Genomic DNA, 17,063 nt, shown 5'->3' on the forward strand with positions numbered 1-17,063 from the left:
GCTCCCGCGGCGCTCAGGCCAGCGAGACCAGGTCGGCGAGGTCCTCGCTCCAGGTGTCCTCGGTGCCGTCGGGCAGGATGATCACCTTGTCCGGGTTCAGCGCCCGCACCGCACCCTCGTCGTGGGTGACCAGCACGATCGCACCGCCGTAGGTGCGCAGCGCCTCGAGCACCTGCTCCCGGCTGGCCGGGTCGAGGTTGTTGGTCGGCTCGTCCAGCAGCAGGACGTTGGCGCCGGAGATGACCAGGGTGGCCATCGCCAGCCGGGTGCGCTCACCGCCGGAGAGCGTGCCGGTGCGCTGGTCGACCGCCTCGCCGGAGAACAGGAACGCGCCGAGGATGCGCCGCAGCTCGGTGTCGGTGCTGTCCGGCGCCGCCGACCGCATGTTCTCCAGCAGCGTGCGGTCCATGTCCAGGGTCTCGTGCTCCTGGGCGTAGTAGCCCACCCGCAGCCCGTGCCCGGCCTTGACCTCGCCGGTGTCCGGCGATTCGGTGCCGGCCAGCATCCGCAGCAGCGTCGTCTTGCCGGCACCGTTGAAGCCCAGGACGACCACCCGGGTGCCCTTGTCGATCGCCAGGTCGACGCCGGTGAAGATCTCCAGCGAGCCGTAGCTCTTGCTCAGCCCCTCCGCGGTCAGCGGCGTCCGGCCGCAGGCGGCCGGGGTCGGGAAGCGGAGCTTGGCGACCTTGTCCTGCACCCGCACGTCGGCCAGGCCGGCGGCCAGCCGGGCCGCGCGCTTGTCCATGCTCTGCGCGGCCTTGGCCTTGGTCGCCTTGGCGCGCATCTTGTCGGCCTGGCTGGTCAGCGCGTCGATCTTCTTCTCCGCGTTGGCCCGCTCGGACCGGCGGCGGCGCTCGTCGGTCTCCCGAGCGTCCAGGTACCGCTTCCAGCCCAGGTTGTAGACGTCGACGGTCGCCCGGTTGGCGTCCAGGTGCCACACCTTGTTGACCACGGCCTCGAGCAGCTCGACGTCGTGGCTGATCACGATCAGTCCGGCCCGGTGGCTGGCCAGGTAGCCCTTGAGCCAGGTGATCGAGTCGGCGTCCAGGTGGTTGGTCGGCTCGTCGAGCAGCAGGGTGTCGGCGTCGGAGAAGAGGATCCGGGCCAGCTCGACCCGGCGGCGCTGGCCACCGGAGAGGGTGCGCAGCGGCTGCTCGAGGATCCGGTCCGGCAGGCCGAGGTTGGAGCAGATCCGCGCGGCGTCGGACTCCGCGGCGTACCCGCCCATCGCGGCGAACTGGTCCTCCAGCCGGCCGTAGCGGCGCACCGCGCGGTCGCGTTCGGCGTCGTCGGCCGGCTCGGCCATCGCCACCTGCGCCTTGGTCAGCTGGGCCTTGAGGACGTCGAGGCCGCGGCCGGAGAGGACGCGGTCGCTGGCGGTGATGTCCAGGTCGCCGCTGCGGGGGTCCTGCGGCAGGTACCCGAGCTCACCGGTCACGTCGACCTTGCCGGCGTGCGGCACGCGCTCACCGGCGAGGGTGGTGAGGGTGGTGGTCTTGCCGGCACCGTTGCGCCCGACCAGCCCGATGCGGTCACCGGGCTGGACCCGCAGATCGGCGTCGCTGATGAGGATCCGGGCGCCGGCGCGCAGTTCGAGGCCGGTCGTCGTGATCACTGATCCCATGGTAGGCGCTCGACCACGATCGGCCGACCCCTTTCCCGGGTGACCTCCACGTCATCCAGGTGCGACGTCATCCAGGTGCGGCGTCATCCAGGTGCGGCGTCATCCAGGTGCGGCGTCATCCAGGTGCGGCGTCATCCAGGTGCGGCGTCATCCAGGTGCGGCGTCATCCAGGTGCGGCGTCATCCAGGTGCGGCGTCATCCAGGTGCGGCGTCATCCAGGTGCGGCGTCATCCAGGTGCGGCGTCATCCAGGTGCGGCGTCATCCAGGTGCGGCGTCATCCAGGTGCGGCGTCATCCAGGTGCGGCGTCATCCAGGTGCGGCGTCATCCAGGTGCGGCGTCATCCAGGTGCGGCGTCATCGCCGTCCACCCCGCGGGCGACCGGCCCCGCCCGTAGCGTGACGGGGAGCAGTCGCAGCCGGGAGGAGGACCACCGTGCCGTCGCCGGAGGTCGACTACCCGCCCCCGCTGGGCCGGCCGCTGCCGCCGCCCTCCGCCCCGGCCGAGTCCGGCGCCGGCGACCACACGCCCCAGGACATCGCACCCCAGCAGGTGTTGCTCGGGGCCGGAGCGGTCGCCGTGGTCGCCGCCGGCGCCGCGTCGCTCACCGACGCGAGCTCCGTCCCGGGCCTGCTGGTGGTCCTGGTGCTGACCGTCGCCGCCACCCTGGGCTCGCTGCGGGCCGGCCGCCGGGGACTCCGCAGCAGCGAGGAGGCCCTCGCCTCGGCCGCCGTGGTGCTCGCCGCGGTGGGCGCGTGGTCGGCCGGGGACGGCGCCGGCGCCCCGACCGGCGCGCTCCTGCTGCTGCTCGCCGCGGTGTTCGCGGTGCTCGGCCTGATCGGGCGGTCGACGCTCACCTGGCCCATCGCCGCGTGGGGAGGCGGTCAGGGCGCGGTGCTGAGCGCGCTCACCGGCTCCGGGCTCTCGTTGGCCCCGCATGCCAGCGCGGTGCTGGGCACCGCGGTCGTCGGTGTCGCGGTGACGCTGGCCGCCCGCCGGGCCGTTGCCGTGGTCACCTTCGTCACCGCCGCCGCCTGGTGGGTGACCGGGGTGGTCGAGGGCTCCGCGCTGGTGTGGACGACGGAGTCGACGGGCGCCGCCCTGGCGCCGGCGGCGCTGATGCTGCTCGCGGCCGGCGGGCTGCTCGCCCTGCGCCGCCGGCGGGAGCTGCGGTCGCTGCTCGGGCCCTCGGCAGCTGTGCCGGTGCTCGCCGGCCTGGTCACCGGCGCCTCCCTCGCCGGCCTGCTGCAGACCGCGGGGCTGGCCGGGGTGCTGGCCAGCGGCTACCTCGGCCTGGCGCTCGCGACCGTGGTCGGCGCCGTGGCGTCACCGGAACCCCGGGCGCTGCTCCGCCCCACCGGGCTGGCCTGCGCCGCGGTGCTCACCGGGCTGGCCGTCGCGCAGCTGCTCGGCTCGGGGCACTGGTCGGCGCTGGCCGCCCTGCTCGCCGCTGCCGCTCTCCCCGCCCTCGTGGTCGCGGCCCGGCAGCCGGCCGACCGGCCGGGCGCGCTGCCGATCGCCCTGGGCTGCCTGGCCGCCGCCGCGCTGCTGGCCGAGGCCGACGGCACGCTGGCGCCGGTGTGGGCCGGCCGCCTGCTGGTCGCCCTGTGCCTGCTCGGCCTGGGAGCCGCCACCGCGCTGCGCCGGCACCGGGTGGAGCTGCCGCTGACCTGGACCGCCACCGGGGTCGCGGTCCTGGGGCTGGTGCACCTGGCCCGCACCGGGCACCTGACCGGCCTGGCGGTCGGGCTGGCCGTCGTCGGCGCGGGCTACGTGGCCGCCGGCACGGTGACCGACCGGGCCCCGGTCCGCGCGGGCGGCTCCGCCGCGCTGGTCGTCGCGGCCTGGATCGGCGCCGCGGAAGCCGACCTCGGCGCGGCGGAGGCCTACACCCTGCCGGCCGCGATCGTGCTGTGGCTGTACTCCGGACGCCGGCTGGCCACCGGCGCCTCCTGGCCGGCCTGGGGCCCGGGGCTGGTCGTCGCGTTCGTCCCGTCCGTGTGGCTCGCGGTCACCGAACCCGACCTGCTCCGGCTGCTGGTCGTGGTCGTGGCCGCGACGCTCACCGCGGTCGCCGGCAGCCGCTGGGGCGTGCAAGCCCCGCTGGTGGTGGGGGCCGCATCGCTGACCGCGGTGGCGCTGGGCCGGGTGGTGGCCTACCTGCCGCTGACCGGCCTGCTCGCGGTCGGTGTCGCCGGCGCCGTCCTGCTCGCGGCGGGCGCGGCCTACGAGGAGCGACGGACCCGGGCCCGTGCCGCTCTCGCCCGCGTCACCGACCTGCGCTGACGCCCGTTCGTTGCAGCGGCTGCACTCCGTGTCGCCTGGCCGTCGCGGCCCCCGGTGCGCCACGCTGACGGCATGGGTGGCAGACGCGGGGTGGCCGGCGCCCTCGTCGCACTGGCCGCTCTCGGGACGGGCGCATGCGGCGGCGCGAACTCGCCGTTCGTCGCCTCCTGGACACGCGACGGCGTCCCGGTCGACCGGGACGAGCTGGACCTGTACCGCGGCGAGGGGCACTGCGACTGGGAGTCGGCGCTGTTCCTGCACGTGAGCTGGCCGCCGGGATCGGGTGCGCGCCGCCAGTTCGTCCGCGATCCCGACGGGGTCGTCTCGCCGGCCCTCGCGGCGGCCTTCGACGGCGACGTCAGCCCGCCCGACGACACCGTCGACACCGGCTTCGGCACCGAGGACGGCGTCCGGCTGGAGCTGCCGCCCGGCGACGACCCGAGCGAGGTCTACCTGGTGGCCCCCGCCGGGGCGGTCGAGGCGTGGCCGCTCGCCGAACCGCCCGTGGGGTGCGACTGACCGGGGGCGCGAGGTGCTCGCACCCTCGAGGAGCCTGCCTCAGTCCACCGTCAGGGCAACGCCCCATGTGCCCGGGGCGTCGTTGGGCCGGACCACCCGGAACGTCGGCACGTCGTCGGTGAGCCCGAGGCCGTCGAACCGGTGCCCTTCACCGTCGCAGTCGACGGTCACGACCTCTCCGAGCAGGTCGAGGTCCATGCTCCCGCCGCCGGTACAGGCGGCGAAGGCACTGTGGGTGGCGCCTGTGGTGACGGAGTCGAGGGACACGTCGGACATCGTCTGCGCATCGCCGCCGACCGCCGCCGCCGAGTCGACCCCGGCCGACTCGGCGGCCTGCCGCGCGATCTCGCTCGCCTCGACCCCGTCGGCCGCCCGGGGTCCGGAGCCGTCGCCGCCGGCACAGCCGGTCAGGGCCCCGAGCGCACCCAGCACGACGACCCACGCTGCCGACCGGACCTGAGGCTGCATGCGCGCACGGTAGTGGGATGCGAGCGATCCGCCCCGGCATCGAGCGCGCCGCTCCCCCCGTGTCCTGGCCACGGCCAGGGCAGGTGTCGCCAGGACGCACGAGGGCCCGCACCCCCGATGGGGATGCGGGCCCTCGTCGACGCGGGTGTCGCTAGACGCGGAAGCCGAGCGCGCGGAGCTGCTCGCGGCCGTCGTCGGTGATCTTGTCCGGGCCCCACGGCGGCATCCAGACCCAGTTGATCCGGATGTCGCCGACCAGACCGGGGCCGGGGCCACCGGTGAGCGCCTGGCGGGCCTGGTCCTCGATGACGTCGGTCAGCGGGCAGGCCGCCGACGTCAGCGTCATGTCGATGATGGCCACGTTGGCCTCGGTGTCGACGTCCAGGCCGTAGACGAGACCGAGGTCGACGACGTTGACGCCCAGCTCGGGGTCGACGACGTCGCGCATGGCCTCCTCGACGTCCTCCAGCAGGGCGGACTTGCCGCCGACCAGGCCGTCGGAGACGGGGGTCGGCTCGGTGGTCTCGCTCATCGGTTCACTCCCTCGGTCGGGGCTGCGGACAGCGCGCGGGCGCTCGCGTCCTTCAGCGCCATCCAGCTCATCAGCGCGCACTTGACCCGGGCCGGGTACTTGGAGACGCCGGCGAACGCGATGGCGTCCTCCAGCTCCTCCTCCAGCTGCTCGGCCACGGCGGCGTCGCCCTTGCTCTGCATCAGCGTCATGAAGTGCTCGCCGGTGGCCAGCGCCTCGGGCACCGGCTTGCCGAGCACCAGGTCGTACATGGCCGAGACCGACGCCTGGCTGATCGAGCAGCCCATCCCCTCGTAGGAGACGTCGGCGATCGTGTCGCCCTCCAGGTGCACCCGGAGGGTCACCTCGTCGCCGCAGGTCGGGTTGACGTGGTGCACCTCGGCCTCGAACGGGTCGCGCAGACCGCGCCCGTGGGGGTTCCGGTAGTGGTCCAGGATGATGTCCTGGTACATCGACTCCAGCTGCATCAGCTCGCCCCGCCCTCGGTCACAGCAGGTGCAACACCGAAGAAGCGCTGAGCTTCCCGCACCGCGTCGACCAGCGCGTCGACGTCGTCGTAGCCGGTGTGCACGTAGAAGGTGGCGCGGGTGGTCGCCGGCACGCCGTAGCGCCGCACCACCGGCCAGGCGCAGTGGTGCCCGACCCGGACCTCGACGCCGAGGTCGTCGAGGACCTGGCCGACGTCGTGCGGGTGGATGCCCTCGACGGTGAAGCTGATCGCGCCACCCCGGGCCACCGTGTCCGGCGGGCCGATCACGGTGACGCCGGGGATCGCCTGCAGCTGCGCCAGGGCGTACTCGGTGAGCGCCTCCTCGTGGGCGAGCACCTTGTCCATGCCCAGCCGCTCGAGGTACTCCACCGCCGCGCCCAGGCCGATCACCTGCGCGGTCATCGGGACGCCGGCCTCGAAGCGCTGCGGCGGGGGCATGAAGGTGCTGGCCTCCATCCGCACGACCTCGATCATCGAACCACCGGTGAGGAACGGCGGGAGGGCGTCGAGCACCTCGTACCGGCCCCACAGGACGCCGACGCCGGTGGGCCCGAGCATCTTGTGCCCGGAGAACACCAGGAAGTCCGCGCCCAGCGTGGTGACGTCGACCGGCTGGTGCGGCACCGACTGCGCGCCGTCGACCAGCACCAGCGCGCCGACCTCGTGCGCCCGGGCGATGATGCCGCCGAGCGGGTTGATCGTGCCGAGGATGTTCGACTGCTGGGTGACCGCGACCAGCTTGGTCCGCTCGTTGACCACCGTGTCGAGGTCGGAGAGGTCCAGCCGGCCGTCGTCGGTCAGCCCGAGCCAGCGCAGCGTCGCCCCGGTGCGCTCGCACAGCTGCTGCCAGGGCAGCAGGTTGGCGTGGTGCTCCATCTCGGTCACGACGATCTCGTCGCCCTGCCCGACGGCGTACCGGCGGAACTCGGGCTCCTTCGCCGTCGCCGCGTTGCTCAGCGCGTAGGCGACCAGGTTGATCGACTCGGTGCTGTTGCGGGTGAAGACGACCTCGCGCTCCGGGGCGCCGATGAAGGCGGCCACCTTCGCCCGGGCCGCCTCGTAGAGGCCGGTGGCCTCCTCGGCGAGCTGGTGCGCGCCGCGGTGCGGGGCGGCGTTGTGGTTCTCGTAGAAGTCACGCTCGGCGTCGAGCACCGACCGCGGCTTCTGCGACGTGGCGCCGGAGTCCAGGTACACCAGCCGGCGCCCGTCGCGGACGGTGCGGGACAGGATCGGGAAGTCCGCCCGGATCGCCTCGACGTCCAGCGGGAGCGGCACCTGCTGCGCCCCGGCGGGACGCGAGACGGTCTCGGTCATGCGGATGCAGCCTCCGCGGCGGCCTGCTCGTTGGAGTCCTTGACGTAGGCGGCGTAGCCCTCGTTCTCCAGCTTCTCCGCCAGCTCCGGGCCGCCCTCCTCGACGACCCGGCCGGCGACGAAGACGTGCACGAAGTCGGGCTTGATGTAGCGCAGGATCCGCGTGTAGTGCGTGATCAGCAGGACGCCGACCGGGCTGTCGGCCTTGGCCCGGTTGACGCCCTCGGAGACGATCCGCAGCGCGTCGACGTCCAGGCCGGAGTCGGTCTCGTCGAGGATCGCCATCTTCGGCTTCAGCAGCCGCATCTGCAGGATCTCGTGGCGCTTCTTCTCACCGCCGGAGAAGCCCTCGTTGACGTTGCGCTCGGCGAAGGCCGAGTCCATCTCGAGGTTCTCCATCTCGGTGCGCACGTCCTTGACCCAGGTGCGCAGCTTGGGCGCCTGGCCGGTGACGGCGGTGGCCGCGGTGCGGAGGAAGTTCGACACCGAGACGCCGGGGACCTCGACCGGGTACTGCATGGCCAGGAACAGGCCGGCCCGGGCGCGCTCGTCGACGGTCATCGCGAGGACGTCCTCGCCGTCGAGGGTCACCGTGCCGCCGGTGATCGTGTACTTGGGGTGCCCGGCGATCGAGTAGGCCAGGGTCGACTTGCCCGACCCGTTGGGGCCCATGATCGCGTGGGTCTCGCCGCCGCGGACGGTCAGGTCGACGCCGCGGAGGATCTCCTTGGCCTCGGCGCCCTCGCCGACGGTGACGTGCAGGTCGCGGATCTCCAGGACGCTGCCGGCCTGCAGGCCGGGGGCGGTCGGGGTCGCGGTGGGGCTGGTCACGGGTTCTCGCTCCTCAGTGGGTGGCCGCGAGCGGGGCGTCGACGTCGATCAGCACGTCGTCGCCCTCCACCCGGACCGGGTAGACGGGGACCGGCTCGGTGGCCGGCAGGTTGGTGGGCTGGCCGGTGCGCAGGTCGAAGCAGGAGCCGTGCAGCGCGCACTCGATGGTGGGCGCGCCGTCGACCTCCTCGAGATCGCCCTCGGTCAGCGGGATGTCGGCGTGCGAGCAGCGGTCCTCGACGGCGTACAGCTGGCCGTCGAAGTCCACCACCGCGACGTCGACGTCGGTGAGCTCGATCCGCAGGGCGCCGTCCTCGGGCACCTCGGACCGGGCACAGACCCGTTCGAACGCCATCTCAGGCGACCTCGACCGGCTGCTCGTCCAGGTCCGGCAGGGCGCCCAGGCGCCGCTCGATGGTGCCCATCAGCCGGTCCTGCAGCTCGGGCAGGCCGATCTGCTGGACGACGTCGGCGAAGAACCCGCGGACCACCAGGCGGCGGGCGGTCTCGGCGTCGATGCCCCGCGAGCAGAGGTAGAACAGCTGCTCGTCGTCGAACCGGCCGGTGGCGCTGGCGTGGCCGGCGCCGACGATCTCGCCGGTCTCGATCTCCAGGTTCGGCACCGAGTCGGCGCGGGCGCCGTCGGTGAGCACCAGGTTGCGGTTGAGCTCGTAGGTGTCGGTGCCGGTGGCCGCCGGGCGGATCCGGACGTCGCCGACCCACACGGTGTGCGCCTTCTCCCCCTGCAGGCCGCCCTTGTAGACGACGTTGCTGGAGCAGTTCGGCGTGGCGTGGTCGACCCAGAGCCGGTGCTCCTGGTGCTGGGTCTCGTCGGCGAAGTAGACGCCGAGCATGTCGACCGAGCCGCCGGGGCCGGCGTACTGCACGTTGTTCACCAGCCGGACGAGGTCGCCGCCCAGGGTCACCGCGACCTGCTTGAGGCTGGCGTCCCGGCCGATGACGGAGTCGTACTGCGCGCCGTGCACCGCGCCGGGGGCCCAGTCCTGCACCGAGACGACGGTGACCTGCGCGCCGTCGCCGAGCAGGAAGGAGACCGACCCGGCGTAGCGGGCCAGGCCGCTGTGGTCCAGCACGATCGTGGCCTGCGCGAACGCGCCGACCTCGATGACCAGCTGGCCCCACACGACGTCGTCGGAGCCGGTGCCGGCCAGGCCGAGGGTGACCGGGCGGTCGAGCACGGCCTCCTTCGCGACCCGGACCACGGCCGCGCCACCGCTGCGCTGGCGGGTCAGCGCGGCGAGCCGGTCGACCGGCTCGGGCAGGCCCTTGAGCAGCGGGTCGTCGGCCTCGACGCTGGTCAGCTCGACACCCTCGGGGAGGTCGGTGGACCAGGTGAGGTGCGCCTGGGACGGCGCACCGTCGAGCAGCGGGCGGATGCGGCGCATCGGGGTGAAGCGCCACTCCTCCTCCCGGCCGGTCACGACGCCGAAGGCGTCGGGGTCGGTCGAGGTGAACCGCTCGGCCGGCGAACCGGTCGGGGCCGGCCCGCCGTGCGAGTGCGATCCGGGGGGCGTGTCGCCGGCGGACCCGGTACCGGCCGCCGGGGTGGTCGGCGGGCCGGCCTGCGCCCCCACGCCGGGGGCGAAGAGCTCCCCGGCCAGCTGCGCGGTCTCCGCGGCGGCCACGGCCTCCGGGTCCAGCTCGTCGGCGGTGGTCGTGTTCGTGTTCGTGTCGGGGCTCGACATCAGCCGACGGCACCTTCCATCTGCAGTTCGATCAGGCGGTTCAGCTCGAGGGCGTACTCCATCGGCAGCTCCCGGGCGATCGGCTCGACGAAGCCGCGCACGACCATCGCCATCGCCTCGTCCTCGGAGAGGCCACGGCTCATCAGGTAGAAGAGCTGGTCCTCGCTGACCCGGGAGACGGTCGCCTCGTGGCCCATCGCGACGTCGTCCTCGCGGACGTCGACGTAGGGGTAGGTGTCCGACCGGCTGATCGTGTCGACCAGCAGGGCGTCGCACTTCACCGTGGACTTGGAGCCGTAGGCGCCCTCGTCGACCTGCACGAGACCGCGGTAGGAGGTGCGGCCACCGCCACGGGCAACCGACTTCGACACGATCGTCGAGGAGGTGTGCGGCGCGGCGTGCACCATCTTGGCGCCGGCGTCCTGGTGCTGGCCCTCGCCGGCGAAGGCGATGGACATGACCTCGCCCTTGGCGTGCTCGCCGGTCATCCACACGGCCGGGTACTTCATCGTCACCTTGGAGCCGATGTTGCCGTCGACCCACTCCATGGTCGCGCCCTCGTGGGCGACGGCCCGCTTGGTGACCAGGTTGTAGACGTTGTTCGACCAGTTCTGGATGGTCGTGTACCGGCAGCGCGCGTTCTTCTTCACGATGATCTCGACGACCGCGGAGTGCAGCGAGTCGGTCTTGTAGATCGGCGCGGTGCAGCCCTCGACGTAGTGCACGTAGGCGCCCTCGTCGATGATCATGAGGGTCCGCTCGAACTGGCCCATGTTCTCGGTGTTGATCCGGAAGTAGGCCTGCAGCGGGATCTCCACGTGCACGCCCGGCGGCACGTAGATGAACGAGCCACCGGACCACACGGCGGTGTTCAGCGCGGCGAACTTGTTGTCCCCGGAGGGGATCACCGAGCCGAAGTACTCGCGGAACAGGTCCGGGTGCTCACGCAGCGCGGTGTCGGTGTCCAGGAACAGGACGCCCTGCTCCTCGAGGTCCTCGCGGATCTTGTGGTAGACGACCTCGGACTCGTACTGCGCCGCGACGCCGGCGACCAGCCGCTGCTTCTCCGCCTCGGGGATGCCCAGCTTGTCGTAGGTGTTCTTGATGTCGTCGGGCAGCTCGTCCCAGGTGGTGGCCTGGGCCTCGGTGGAGCGCACGAAGTACTTGATGTTCTGGAAGTCGATGCCGGAGAGGTCCGAGCCCCAGTCGGGCATGGGCTTCTTGCCGAAGATCTTCAGCGCCTTGAGCCGGCGCTCGAGCATCCACTCGGGCTCGTTCTTGCGGCGCGAGATGTCGCGGACGACGTCCTCGTTGATGCCACGGGTGGCCGAGGCGCCGGCGGTGTCGGCGTCCGCCCAGCCGTACTTGTAGCGGCCGAGCGCGTCGATCGTCTCGTCCTGCGTCATCGGCGTGCTCACCGGCGGCTGCTGGGTGCTGGTCATGCGGGGGTCCTCTCCCGGTCGATCGAGGGGGTGGATCGAGTGCTGGCGCCAGCCGTCCCGGCTGAGGCGCGACCAGCAGGTACAGGGTGTGGCAGGTCGGCTTTGTTCCCGCCCGGGGCCGTGATGCGAGCCGGTGCGTGCTGGGCGGGGTCCAGGGGCGGGTGGGCGGGGATGTGCGTCGTGCAGATCCCGTCGCCGTGGGCGATGGTGGCCAGTCGCTGCACGTGGGTGCCGACCAGCCGGCTGATCACCGCGGTCTCAGCCTCGCACAGCTGGGGGAACTCGGCGGCCACGTGGGCCACCGGGCAGTGGTGCTGGCAGAGCTGCTCACCGGCGGAGCTGCCGGCCCCGCCGAGGGACAGCGCCAGGGCCGCGTAGCCCTCGGTGGTGAGCGCGGCGGCGACCACCTCGGCCCGGTCGACCGGTCCGGCGGCGTCCCGTTGCGCCTGCTCGACGGCGGCCGAGCAGCGCTCCTCCAGCCCAGCCAGCTGCAGCTCGGCGACCTCGCGCACCGCGTCGGGGCCGCCGTGGGCGGCGACGAAGCGGAGCGCGGTGAGCGCCAGGTCGTCGTAGGCGTGCGGGAACGAGGCCCGGCCGGCCTCGGTGAGCGTGAACCGGCGGGCCGGACGACCGCGACCCCGGCGGCCGGCCGGGGCCTCGCGCTCGGCGACCTGCCCGGCGGCCAGCAGGCCGTCCAGGTGCCGGCGGACGGCGGCCGGGGAGATCCCCAGCCGCGCGGCCAGCTCGGCGGCGGACTGCGGACCGTGCTCGAGGAGCAGGGCGGTCACCCGGTTCCGGGTGCGCCCGTCCTCTCCCGCCGGAGCCGGCGACGACACGGTCCCGGCACCGGCCGGAGCCGGGGTCGGGACACGGGTCGCAGCGGATTCCACAACACGATTGTGTGCTTAATCGGGAGGCCCGCAAGCAAGGTCCCCCTTACCTGCGGGCGTCCCGAGAGGCAGCTCACACCTCGGCCGGAGCCTCGCTCTCCGCAGTCGCCACGGTGTTGGGCTCGACCGCGTCGTCGACGGCGAGGTCCAGCTCGCCGTCCACCACGCTGATCCGGACCGTGCGGCCCGCCGTCAGCTCGCCGCCCAGCAGCATCCGGGACAGCCGGTTGTCGACCTCCCGCTGGATCGCCCGGCGCAGCGGGCGGGCGCCGAACTGCCGCTCGTAGCCGCGCTCCGCCAGCCAGGAGACCGCCTCCGGCGTGACCTCCACCTGGACGTCCTGGGCGCTGAGCCGGCGTCTGGTCTCCTCCAGCAGCAGGTCGGTGATCCGGGCCAGCTGCTCGGCCTCGAGCTGCCGGAAGACGACGATCTCGTCGATCCGGTTGAGGAACTCCGGCCGGAAGGCCTCCCGGAGCCGCCGCATCACCTGGTCGCGCAGGTCGTCGCCGGCGTCCCCGTTGGCGGTGAAGCCCAGCGGGCCCCGGCCGGCGTTGACGATCGCCTCGGACCCCAGGTTGCTGGTCATGATCACCACGGTGTTGGTGAAGTCGACCGTGCGGCCCTGGGAGTCGGTGAGCCGGCCGTCGTCCAGCAGCTGCAGCAGCGTGTTGAACACGTCCGGGTGCGCCTTCTCGACCTCGTCGAGGAGCACGACGGAGTACGGCCGGCGGCGGACCGCCTCGGTGAGCTGGCCGGCGTCCTCGTACCCCACGTAACCGGGGGGCGAGCCGACCAGCCGGCTGACGGTGTGCCGCTCGGAGAACTCGCTCATGTCCAGCCGGACCATCCGGTCGGAGTCACCGAACAGCGCCTCCGCCAGCGCCCGGGCCAGCTCGGTCTTGCCGACGCCGGTCGGGCCCAGGAACAGGAAGCTGCCGATCGGCCGGTCCGGGTCGCCCAGGCCGGCCCGCGAACGGCGGATCGCCTCGGCGACGACGTCGACGGCCTCGTCCTGACCCACGACGCGCTGGTGCAGCACGTCCTCCAGCCGCAGCAGCCGGTCGCGCTCCTCCTCGGTCAGCTGGGCCACCGGCACACCCGTCGCCCGGGAGACCACCTCGGCGATCTCCGCCGTCCCCACCTCCGGGATGCCCGCGGCGCCCCCGGACCGGGCCTGCTCCAGCTCGGCCTGCGCCGCCTGGCACTCGTCGCGCAGCGCGGAGGCGCGCTCGTACTGCTCGGCGGCGACCGCCTGGTCCTTCTCCCGGTGCAGCTCCAGCACGCGCTGCTCCAGCGCGCGCAGGTCGGTCGTGGGCCGTCGCACCCGCAGCCGGGTACGGGCGCCGGCCTGGTCGATCAGGTCGATCGCCTTGTCCGGCAGGTGCCGGTCGGTGACGTAGCGGTCGGACAGCTCCGCGGCGGCGACCAGCGCCTCGTCGGTGAACCGCACCTGGTGGTGCGCCTCGTACCGGTCCCGCAGCCCGCGCAGGATCTCGATGGTGTCCAGCACGCTGGGCTCGGGCACCAGGACCGGCTGGAAGCGCCGCTCCAGCGCCGGGTCCTTCTCGATGTTCCGGCGGTACTCGTCCAGCGTCGTGGCGCCGACGACGTGCAGCTCCCCGCGGGCCAGGGCCGGCTTGAGCATGTTGCCCGCACCGGCCGACCCCTCCGAGCCCCCGGCGGCCACCACGGTGTGCAGCTCGTCGATGAAGACGATCACCTCGTCGCTGTGCTCCCGGATCTCGTCCATCACCTTCTTCAGCCGCTCCTCGAAGTCCCCGCGGTAGCGGGTGCCGGCGACCAGACCGGTCAGATCGAGCTCGACCAGCCGGCGGTCGCGCAGGGACTCGGGGACGTCGCCGTCGACGATCTGCAGGGCGATGCCCTCCACGATCGCGGTCTTGCCGACGCCGGCCTCGCCGATGAGCACCGGGTTGTTCTTGTTCCGCCGGGAGAGCACCTCGATGGTCTGCTCGATCTCCTGCGCGCGGCCGATGACGGGGTCGATCTTCCCGTCCCGCGCGAGCGCGGTGAGGTCGCGGCCGTACTCGTCCAGGGTGGGGGTGTGCGACGGGGGCTGCTCTCCCCCACCGGCACCGCCGGCCGGTACGGGGCCGCCCGCGGCGGCCCGCTGCAGCGCCTCCGGGGTCACCCGGGCACCGCCCAGCACCCGGCCGGCGCCGGACTCCGGGTTCAGCGCCAGCGCGAACAGCAGGTGCTCGGGGCCGATGTAGGTGGAGCCGCTGGCGCGCGACACCTGGTGCGCGTCGAGCAGGGCCCGCTTGGCCGCCGGGGTCAGGGCCGGCGGCTGGCCGGTGGGCTGGCCGCCGCCCAGCTCCGCGGCCAGGGCGTCGCGCAGGCCGTCGACGTCCGCGCCGCTGCGGGCCAGCAGGGTGCGGGTCGGCTCGTGGCCGGCGAGTGCCCACAGCAGGTGGGCGGTGTCCAGGTCCGGGCTGCCCCACTCCGCGGCCTGCCGCGCCGCTGCGGAGACCACCTCCCGGGAGTGCGAGCTCAGCAGCTGGGTGATGTCCACCCGCTGCATGCCCCGGCGCGCACCGGGGCCGCTGCCCGGGCCGAGGAAGGCCTGGAAGAAGTCGTCGAACGGGCTGCCTCCGAAGGGACCGCCCGGAAAACCGCTGCTCATCAGTCGATGGCCGCCTCTCGTGTCGGTGTGGCGGTGCTCACCTACCCGAACCGGGCGCACTGCACCTCGACGGCCTGATCAGCGATCGGCCGCCGGTGGCGGGGCCGGGGCGGGCACCGGCGGCCTTCGCGGCGGGCCGGTGGGGGCACCGCAGTGGATAGCATCGAGGGCGTGCCAGTTCTTCCCAGCTCGGTCCGCTCGGCCTCGGTGCGCCCCTCGACCGTCACCCGCATCGCCCTGGCCAACGTGGTCGCGAACGGGTTGATCGTGGTCACCGGCGGTGCCGTCCGCCTGACCGGCTCGGGTCTGGGCTGCCCGACCTGGCCGCGGTGCACCGACGACAGCTTCGTGACGACGCCGGAGATGGCCGGTCACGGGCTCATCGAGTTCGGCAACCGGCTGCTCACCTTCGTGCTGGCCGCCGTCGCCGTCGCCACGGTGGTCGCGGTCTTCCGCTCGGCCCGCCACGACCTGCGCCGGCTGGCCGTGCTCACCTTCCTCGGCGTCCCGGCGCAGGCGCTGCTGGGCGGGGTCACCGTGCTCACCGGCCTGAACCCCTGGACGGTGGCGGCGCACTTCCTGCTCTCCGCCGTGCTGGTGGCGCTGGCGACCACGCTGTGGCTGCGGTCCCGTGAACCGGGTGTCGGCCAGCTGCTGGTGCGCCGTCCGCTGGCGGGGCTGGCCTGGGGCATCGCCGCGGCCGTGGCCGCCGTGCAGGTGCTCGGCACGGTCGTGACCGGCAGCGGCCCGCACAGCGGCGACGTCGACGAGTTCGACACCCCGACCGGCGACCGGATGGGCTTCGACCCGGAGCTGATGAGCCAGCTGCACGCCGACGTCGTCTTCCTGCTGGTCGGGCTCACCATCGCCCTGCTCGTCGCGCTGCACGCCACCGACGCACCGGAGCGGGTGCGGCGCGCCGCCCGCGCCCTGCTGGTCGTCGAGCTGCTGCAGGGCGTCGTCGGCTACGCGCAGTACTTCACCCACCTGCCGGCCGCCCTGGTGCTGCTGCACATGGCCGGCGCGGTGCTCGTCATCGTCTACACGGCCCGGCTGGTCTGGTCGGTGCGCGGCCCGGCGTCCGAGCTCCCCGTCGACGCCACCCCGGCCCACGAGGCCGCCACCCGCTGACCCGGAGCCCGTCGTTCGACCGGGCCCGCGCCGAACCCGGTGACGCGCGGGAACGGCCACCCTTCAGGGGCCCGCGCCGAGCCCGGTGACGCGCTGGAACGGCCACCCTTCAGGGGCCCGCGCCGAGCCTGCGAGGCGTGGGGGGAAGGGTGGTCCTTCTTCAGACGAGGACGTCGGCCACCAGGGCGATGGACAGCAGCGTCATGTAGGTGATCGACACCGAGAACAGCCGCATGGGGCGGTCGGGGACGCCGGCCTTGATCCGCCGCAGCCAGGCGTGCGACTCGACGACGTACCAGGCACCCAGGCCAAGCGTGGCGATGCCGGTGACCCAGCCCAGCTGCGGCGTCACGGGCACCATCAGCAGCGAGGTGCCGAGGGTGCCCCAGGCCCAGGCGACCGACTGGCGCCCGACGGTGACCGGCCCGGCCACCACGGAGAGCATCGGCACCCCGGCGCGGAAGTAGTCGAAGCGGAACCTGCTGGCCAGCGCCCAGAAGTGCGGCATCTGCCAGCAGAAGACGATGCCGAAGAAGACGAACGCCGGCCAGTCCAGCGAGCCGGTGACCGCGGCCCAGCCGATCAGCACCGGAGCGGCGCCCGGCAGCCCGCCGAAAACGGTGTTGTGCCGGGTCCGGCGCTTGAGCACCATCGTGTAGAGCACCGAGTAGGCCAGCACCGCGGCGGCGGCCAGGGCCGTGGCCAGCGGCGTGGTGAACAGGCCGAGGAGCACCAGGGAGACCCACGCCAGGATCACGCCGAACACCAGCGCGTTGCGAGGCGCGATGACCCCGCTGGGGATCGGCCGGTTCCGGGTCCGGGACATCAGCCGGTCGATGTCCCGGTCGTACCAGCAGTTGACGGTGTTCGCCGCCCCGGCGGCGAGCATCCCGCCGACCAGGGTGGCCAGGACCAGGCCGGTGCCCGGCCAGCCCCCGGCCGCGAGCATCATCGCCGGGAGCGTGGTGACCAGCAGCAGCTCGACGAGCTTGGGCTTGGTCAGCGACACGTAGGCGGCCACCGTCGACCGGATCGGACGTACCGTCCGGGCCGGGCGCACGGAGCGGTCGGCGATCGCCGTCACCGGGAGCCCAGGAGCGCGGCGTCGCGCGGGCAGCAGAGCACCACGAGGTCCTTCTCCGCCGGGGGGATGAGTTCCCGACCACTGTAGCCGGGCCTCCCGCGGGG

Annotated in this window: 15 protein-coding genes; 3 read left to right on the plus strand and 12 right to left on the minus strand. The window is 73.5% G+C overall.

The features are described from left to right. Window positions 1-13: 13 nt before the first annotated feature. Window positions 14-1,615, minus strand: coding sequence for an ABC-F family ATP-binding cassette domain-containing protein (locus tag JD78_RS09485; RefSeq protein ID WP_153356155.1), 1,602 nt, complete (start codon window positions 1,613-1,615; stop codon window positions 14-16). A gap of 443 nt (window positions 1,616-2,058) precedes the next feature. On the opposite strand from JD78_RS09485, the gene JD78_RS09490 reads away from it, so the two are divergent. Together JD78_RS09490 and JD78_RS09495 are read left to right on the plus strand one after the other, a co-directional pair. Continuing rightward, entirely contained in the window at window positions 2,059-3,909 is a 1,851-nt protein-coding gene (locus JD78_RS09490) for an SCO7613 C-terminal domain-containing membrane protein (protein ID WP_153356151.1), read from the plus strand. 72 nt (window positions 3,910-3,981) lie between these two features. Beyond that, the gene (locus JD78_RS09495; protein ID WP_153356148.1) at window positions 3,982-4,428 is read left to right on the plus strand and encodes a hypothetical protein; all 447 of its coding nucleotides are present in this window, start codon (window positions 3,982-3,984) and stop codon (window positions 4,426-4,428) included. Between the two features lie 39 nt (window positions 4,429-4,467). Here JD78_RS09495 and JD78_RS09500 read toward each other — a convergent pair whose 3' ends face one another. From JD78_RS09500 to JD78_RS22575, 10 genes are all read right to left on the minus strand, one after another. Continuing rightward, window positions 4,468-4,896: a hypothetical protein gene (locus tag JD78_RS09500; RefSeq protein WP_153356145.1), complete on the minus strand. Its 429-nt coding sequence runs from the start codon at window positions 4,894-4,896 to the stop codon at window positions 4,468-4,470. 151 nt (window positions 4,897-5,047) lie between these two features. Next, window positions 5,048-5,428 carry a metal-sulfur cluster assembly factor gene (locus JD78_RS09505; RefSeq protein WP_153356142.1) on the minus strand — a complete coding sequence of 127 codons (381 nt, stop codon included), beginning with the start codon at window positions 5,426-5,428 and terminating at the stop codon, window positions 5,048-5,050. Beyond that, on the minus strand, window positions 5,425-5,895 hold the full coding sequence (gene sufU, locus JD78_RS09510; RefSeq protein ID WP_153356139.1) for a Fe-S cluster assembly sulfur transfer protein SufU: 471 nt from the start codon (window positions 5,893-5,895) through the stop codon (window positions 5,425-5,427). Before sufU ends, JD78_RS09505 begins: the two co-directional genes overlap by 4 nt. Next, complete coding sequence (locus JD78_RS09515) at window positions 5,895-7,232, minus strand: cysteine desulfurase (protein WP_153356136.1); 1,338 nt, start codon at window positions 7,230-7,232, stop codon at window positions 5,895-5,897. Before JD78_RS09515 ends, sufU begins: the two co-directional genes overlap by 1 nt. Next, entirely contained in the window at window positions 7,229-8,062 is an 834-nt protein-coding gene (gene sufC / locus JD78_RS09520) for a Fe-S cluster assembly ATPase SufC (protein WP_323368763.1), read from the minus strand. Before sufC ends, JD78_RS09515 begins: the two co-directional genes overlap by 4 nt. Window positions 8,063-8,075: 13 nt before the next feature. Next, window positions 8,076-8,417, minus strand: coding sequence for a non-heme iron oxygenase ferredoxin subunit (locus tag JD78_RS09525; RefSeq protein ID WP_153356133.1), 342 nt, complete (start codon window positions 8,415-8,417; stop codon window positions 8,076-8,078). A 1-nt stretch (window position 8,418) separates the two neighbouring features. Further along, the gene (gene sufD, locus JD78_RS09530; RefSeq protein ID WP_194290380.1) at window positions 8,419-9,768 is read right to left on the minus strand and encodes a Fe-S cluster assembly protein SufD; all 1,350 of its coding nucleotides are present in this window, start codon (window positions 9,766-9,768) and stop codon (window positions 8,419-8,421) included. After that, window positions 9,768-11,210: a Fe-S cluster assembly protein SufB gene (gene sufB / locus JD78_RS09535; protein WP_153356130.1), complete on the minus strand. Its 1,443-nt coding sequence runs from the start codon at window positions 11,208-11,210 to the stop codon at window positions 9,768-9,770. Before sufB ends, sufD begins: the two co-directional genes overlap by 1 nt. After that, the gene (locus JD78_RS09540; protein WP_228394879.1) at window positions 11,207-11,998 is read right to left on the minus strand and encodes a helix-turn-helix transcriptional regulator; all 792 of its coding nucleotides are present in this window, start codon (window positions 11,996-11,998) and stop codon (window positions 11,207-11,209) included. The genes sufB and JD78_RS09540 overlap by 4 nt, the downstream gene beginning before the upstream one ends. A 175-nt stretch (window positions 11,999-12,173) precedes the next feature. After that, window positions 12,174-14,744, minus strand: coding sequence for an ATP-dependent Clp protease ATP-binding subunit (locus tag JD78_RS22575; RefSeq protein ID WP_153356124.1), 2,571 nt, complete (start codon window positions 14,742-14,744; stop codon window positions 12,174-12,176). A 171-nt stretch (window positions 14,745-14,915) separates the two neighbouring features. Between JD78_RS22575 and JD78_RS09550 the strand changes: the two genes are divergently transcribed. Continuing rightward, the gene (locus JD78_RS09550) at window positions 14,916-15,875 is read left to right on the plus strand and encodes a COX15/CtaA family protein (RefSeq protein WP_228394878.1); all 960 of its coding nucleotides are present in this window, start codon (window positions 14,916-14,918) and stop codon (window positions 15,873-15,875) included. A gap of 160 nt (window positions 15,876-16,035) precedes the next feature. Here JD78_RS09550 and JD78_RS09555 read toward each other — a convergent pair whose 3' ends face one another. Continuing rightward, entirely contained in the window at window positions 16,036-16,959 is a 924-nt protein-coding gene (locus tag JD78_RS09555) for a heme o synthase (protein WP_279526837.1), read from the minus strand. Window positions 16,960-17,063 lie beyond the last annotated feature (104 nt).

It is taken from the genome of Modestobacter roseus (assembly GCF_007994135.1).
Taxonomy (GTDB): domain Bacteria; phylum Actinomycetota; class Actinomycetes; order Mycobacteriales; family Geodermatophilaceae; genus Modestobacter; species Modestobacter roseus.

Coding starts and splice junctions, on each gene's coding strand:
- JD78_RS22575 (WP_153356124.1), bottom strand. CDS start 14,744: ATGAGCAGCGGTTTTCCGGGCGGTCCCTTCGGAGGCAGCCCGTTCGAC.
- sufU (WP_153356139.1), bottom strand. CDS start 5,895: ATGCAGCTGGAGTCGATGTACCAGGACATCATCCTGGACCACTACCGG.
- sufD (WP_194290380.1), bottom strand. CDS start 9,768: ATGTCGAGCCCCGACACGAACACGAACACGACCACCGCCGACGAGCTG.
- JD78_RS09500 (WP_153356145.1), bottom strand. CDS start 4,896: ATGCAGCCTCAGGTCCGGTCGGCAGCGTGGGTCGTCGTGCTGGGTGCG.
- JD78_RS09495 (WP_153356148.1), top strand. CDS start 3,982: ATGGGTGGCAGACGCGGGGTGGCCGGCGCCCTCGTCGCACTGGCCGCT.
- sufB (WP_153356130.1), bottom strand. CDS start 11,210: ATGACCAGCACCCAGCAGCCGCCGGTGAGCACGCCGATGACGCAGGAC.
- JD78_RS09515 (WP_153356136.1), bottom strand. CDS start 7,232: ATGACCGAGACCGTCTCGCGTCCCGCCGGGGCGCAGCAGGTGCCGCTC.
- JD78_RS09525 (WP_153356133.1), bottom strand. CDS start 8,417: ATGGCGTTCGAACGGGTCTGTGCCCGGTCCGAGGTGCCCGAGGACGGC.
- JD78_RS09505 (WP_153356142.1), bottom strand. CDS start 5,428: ATGAGCGAGACCACCGAGCCGACCCCCGTCTCCGACGGCCTGGTCGGC.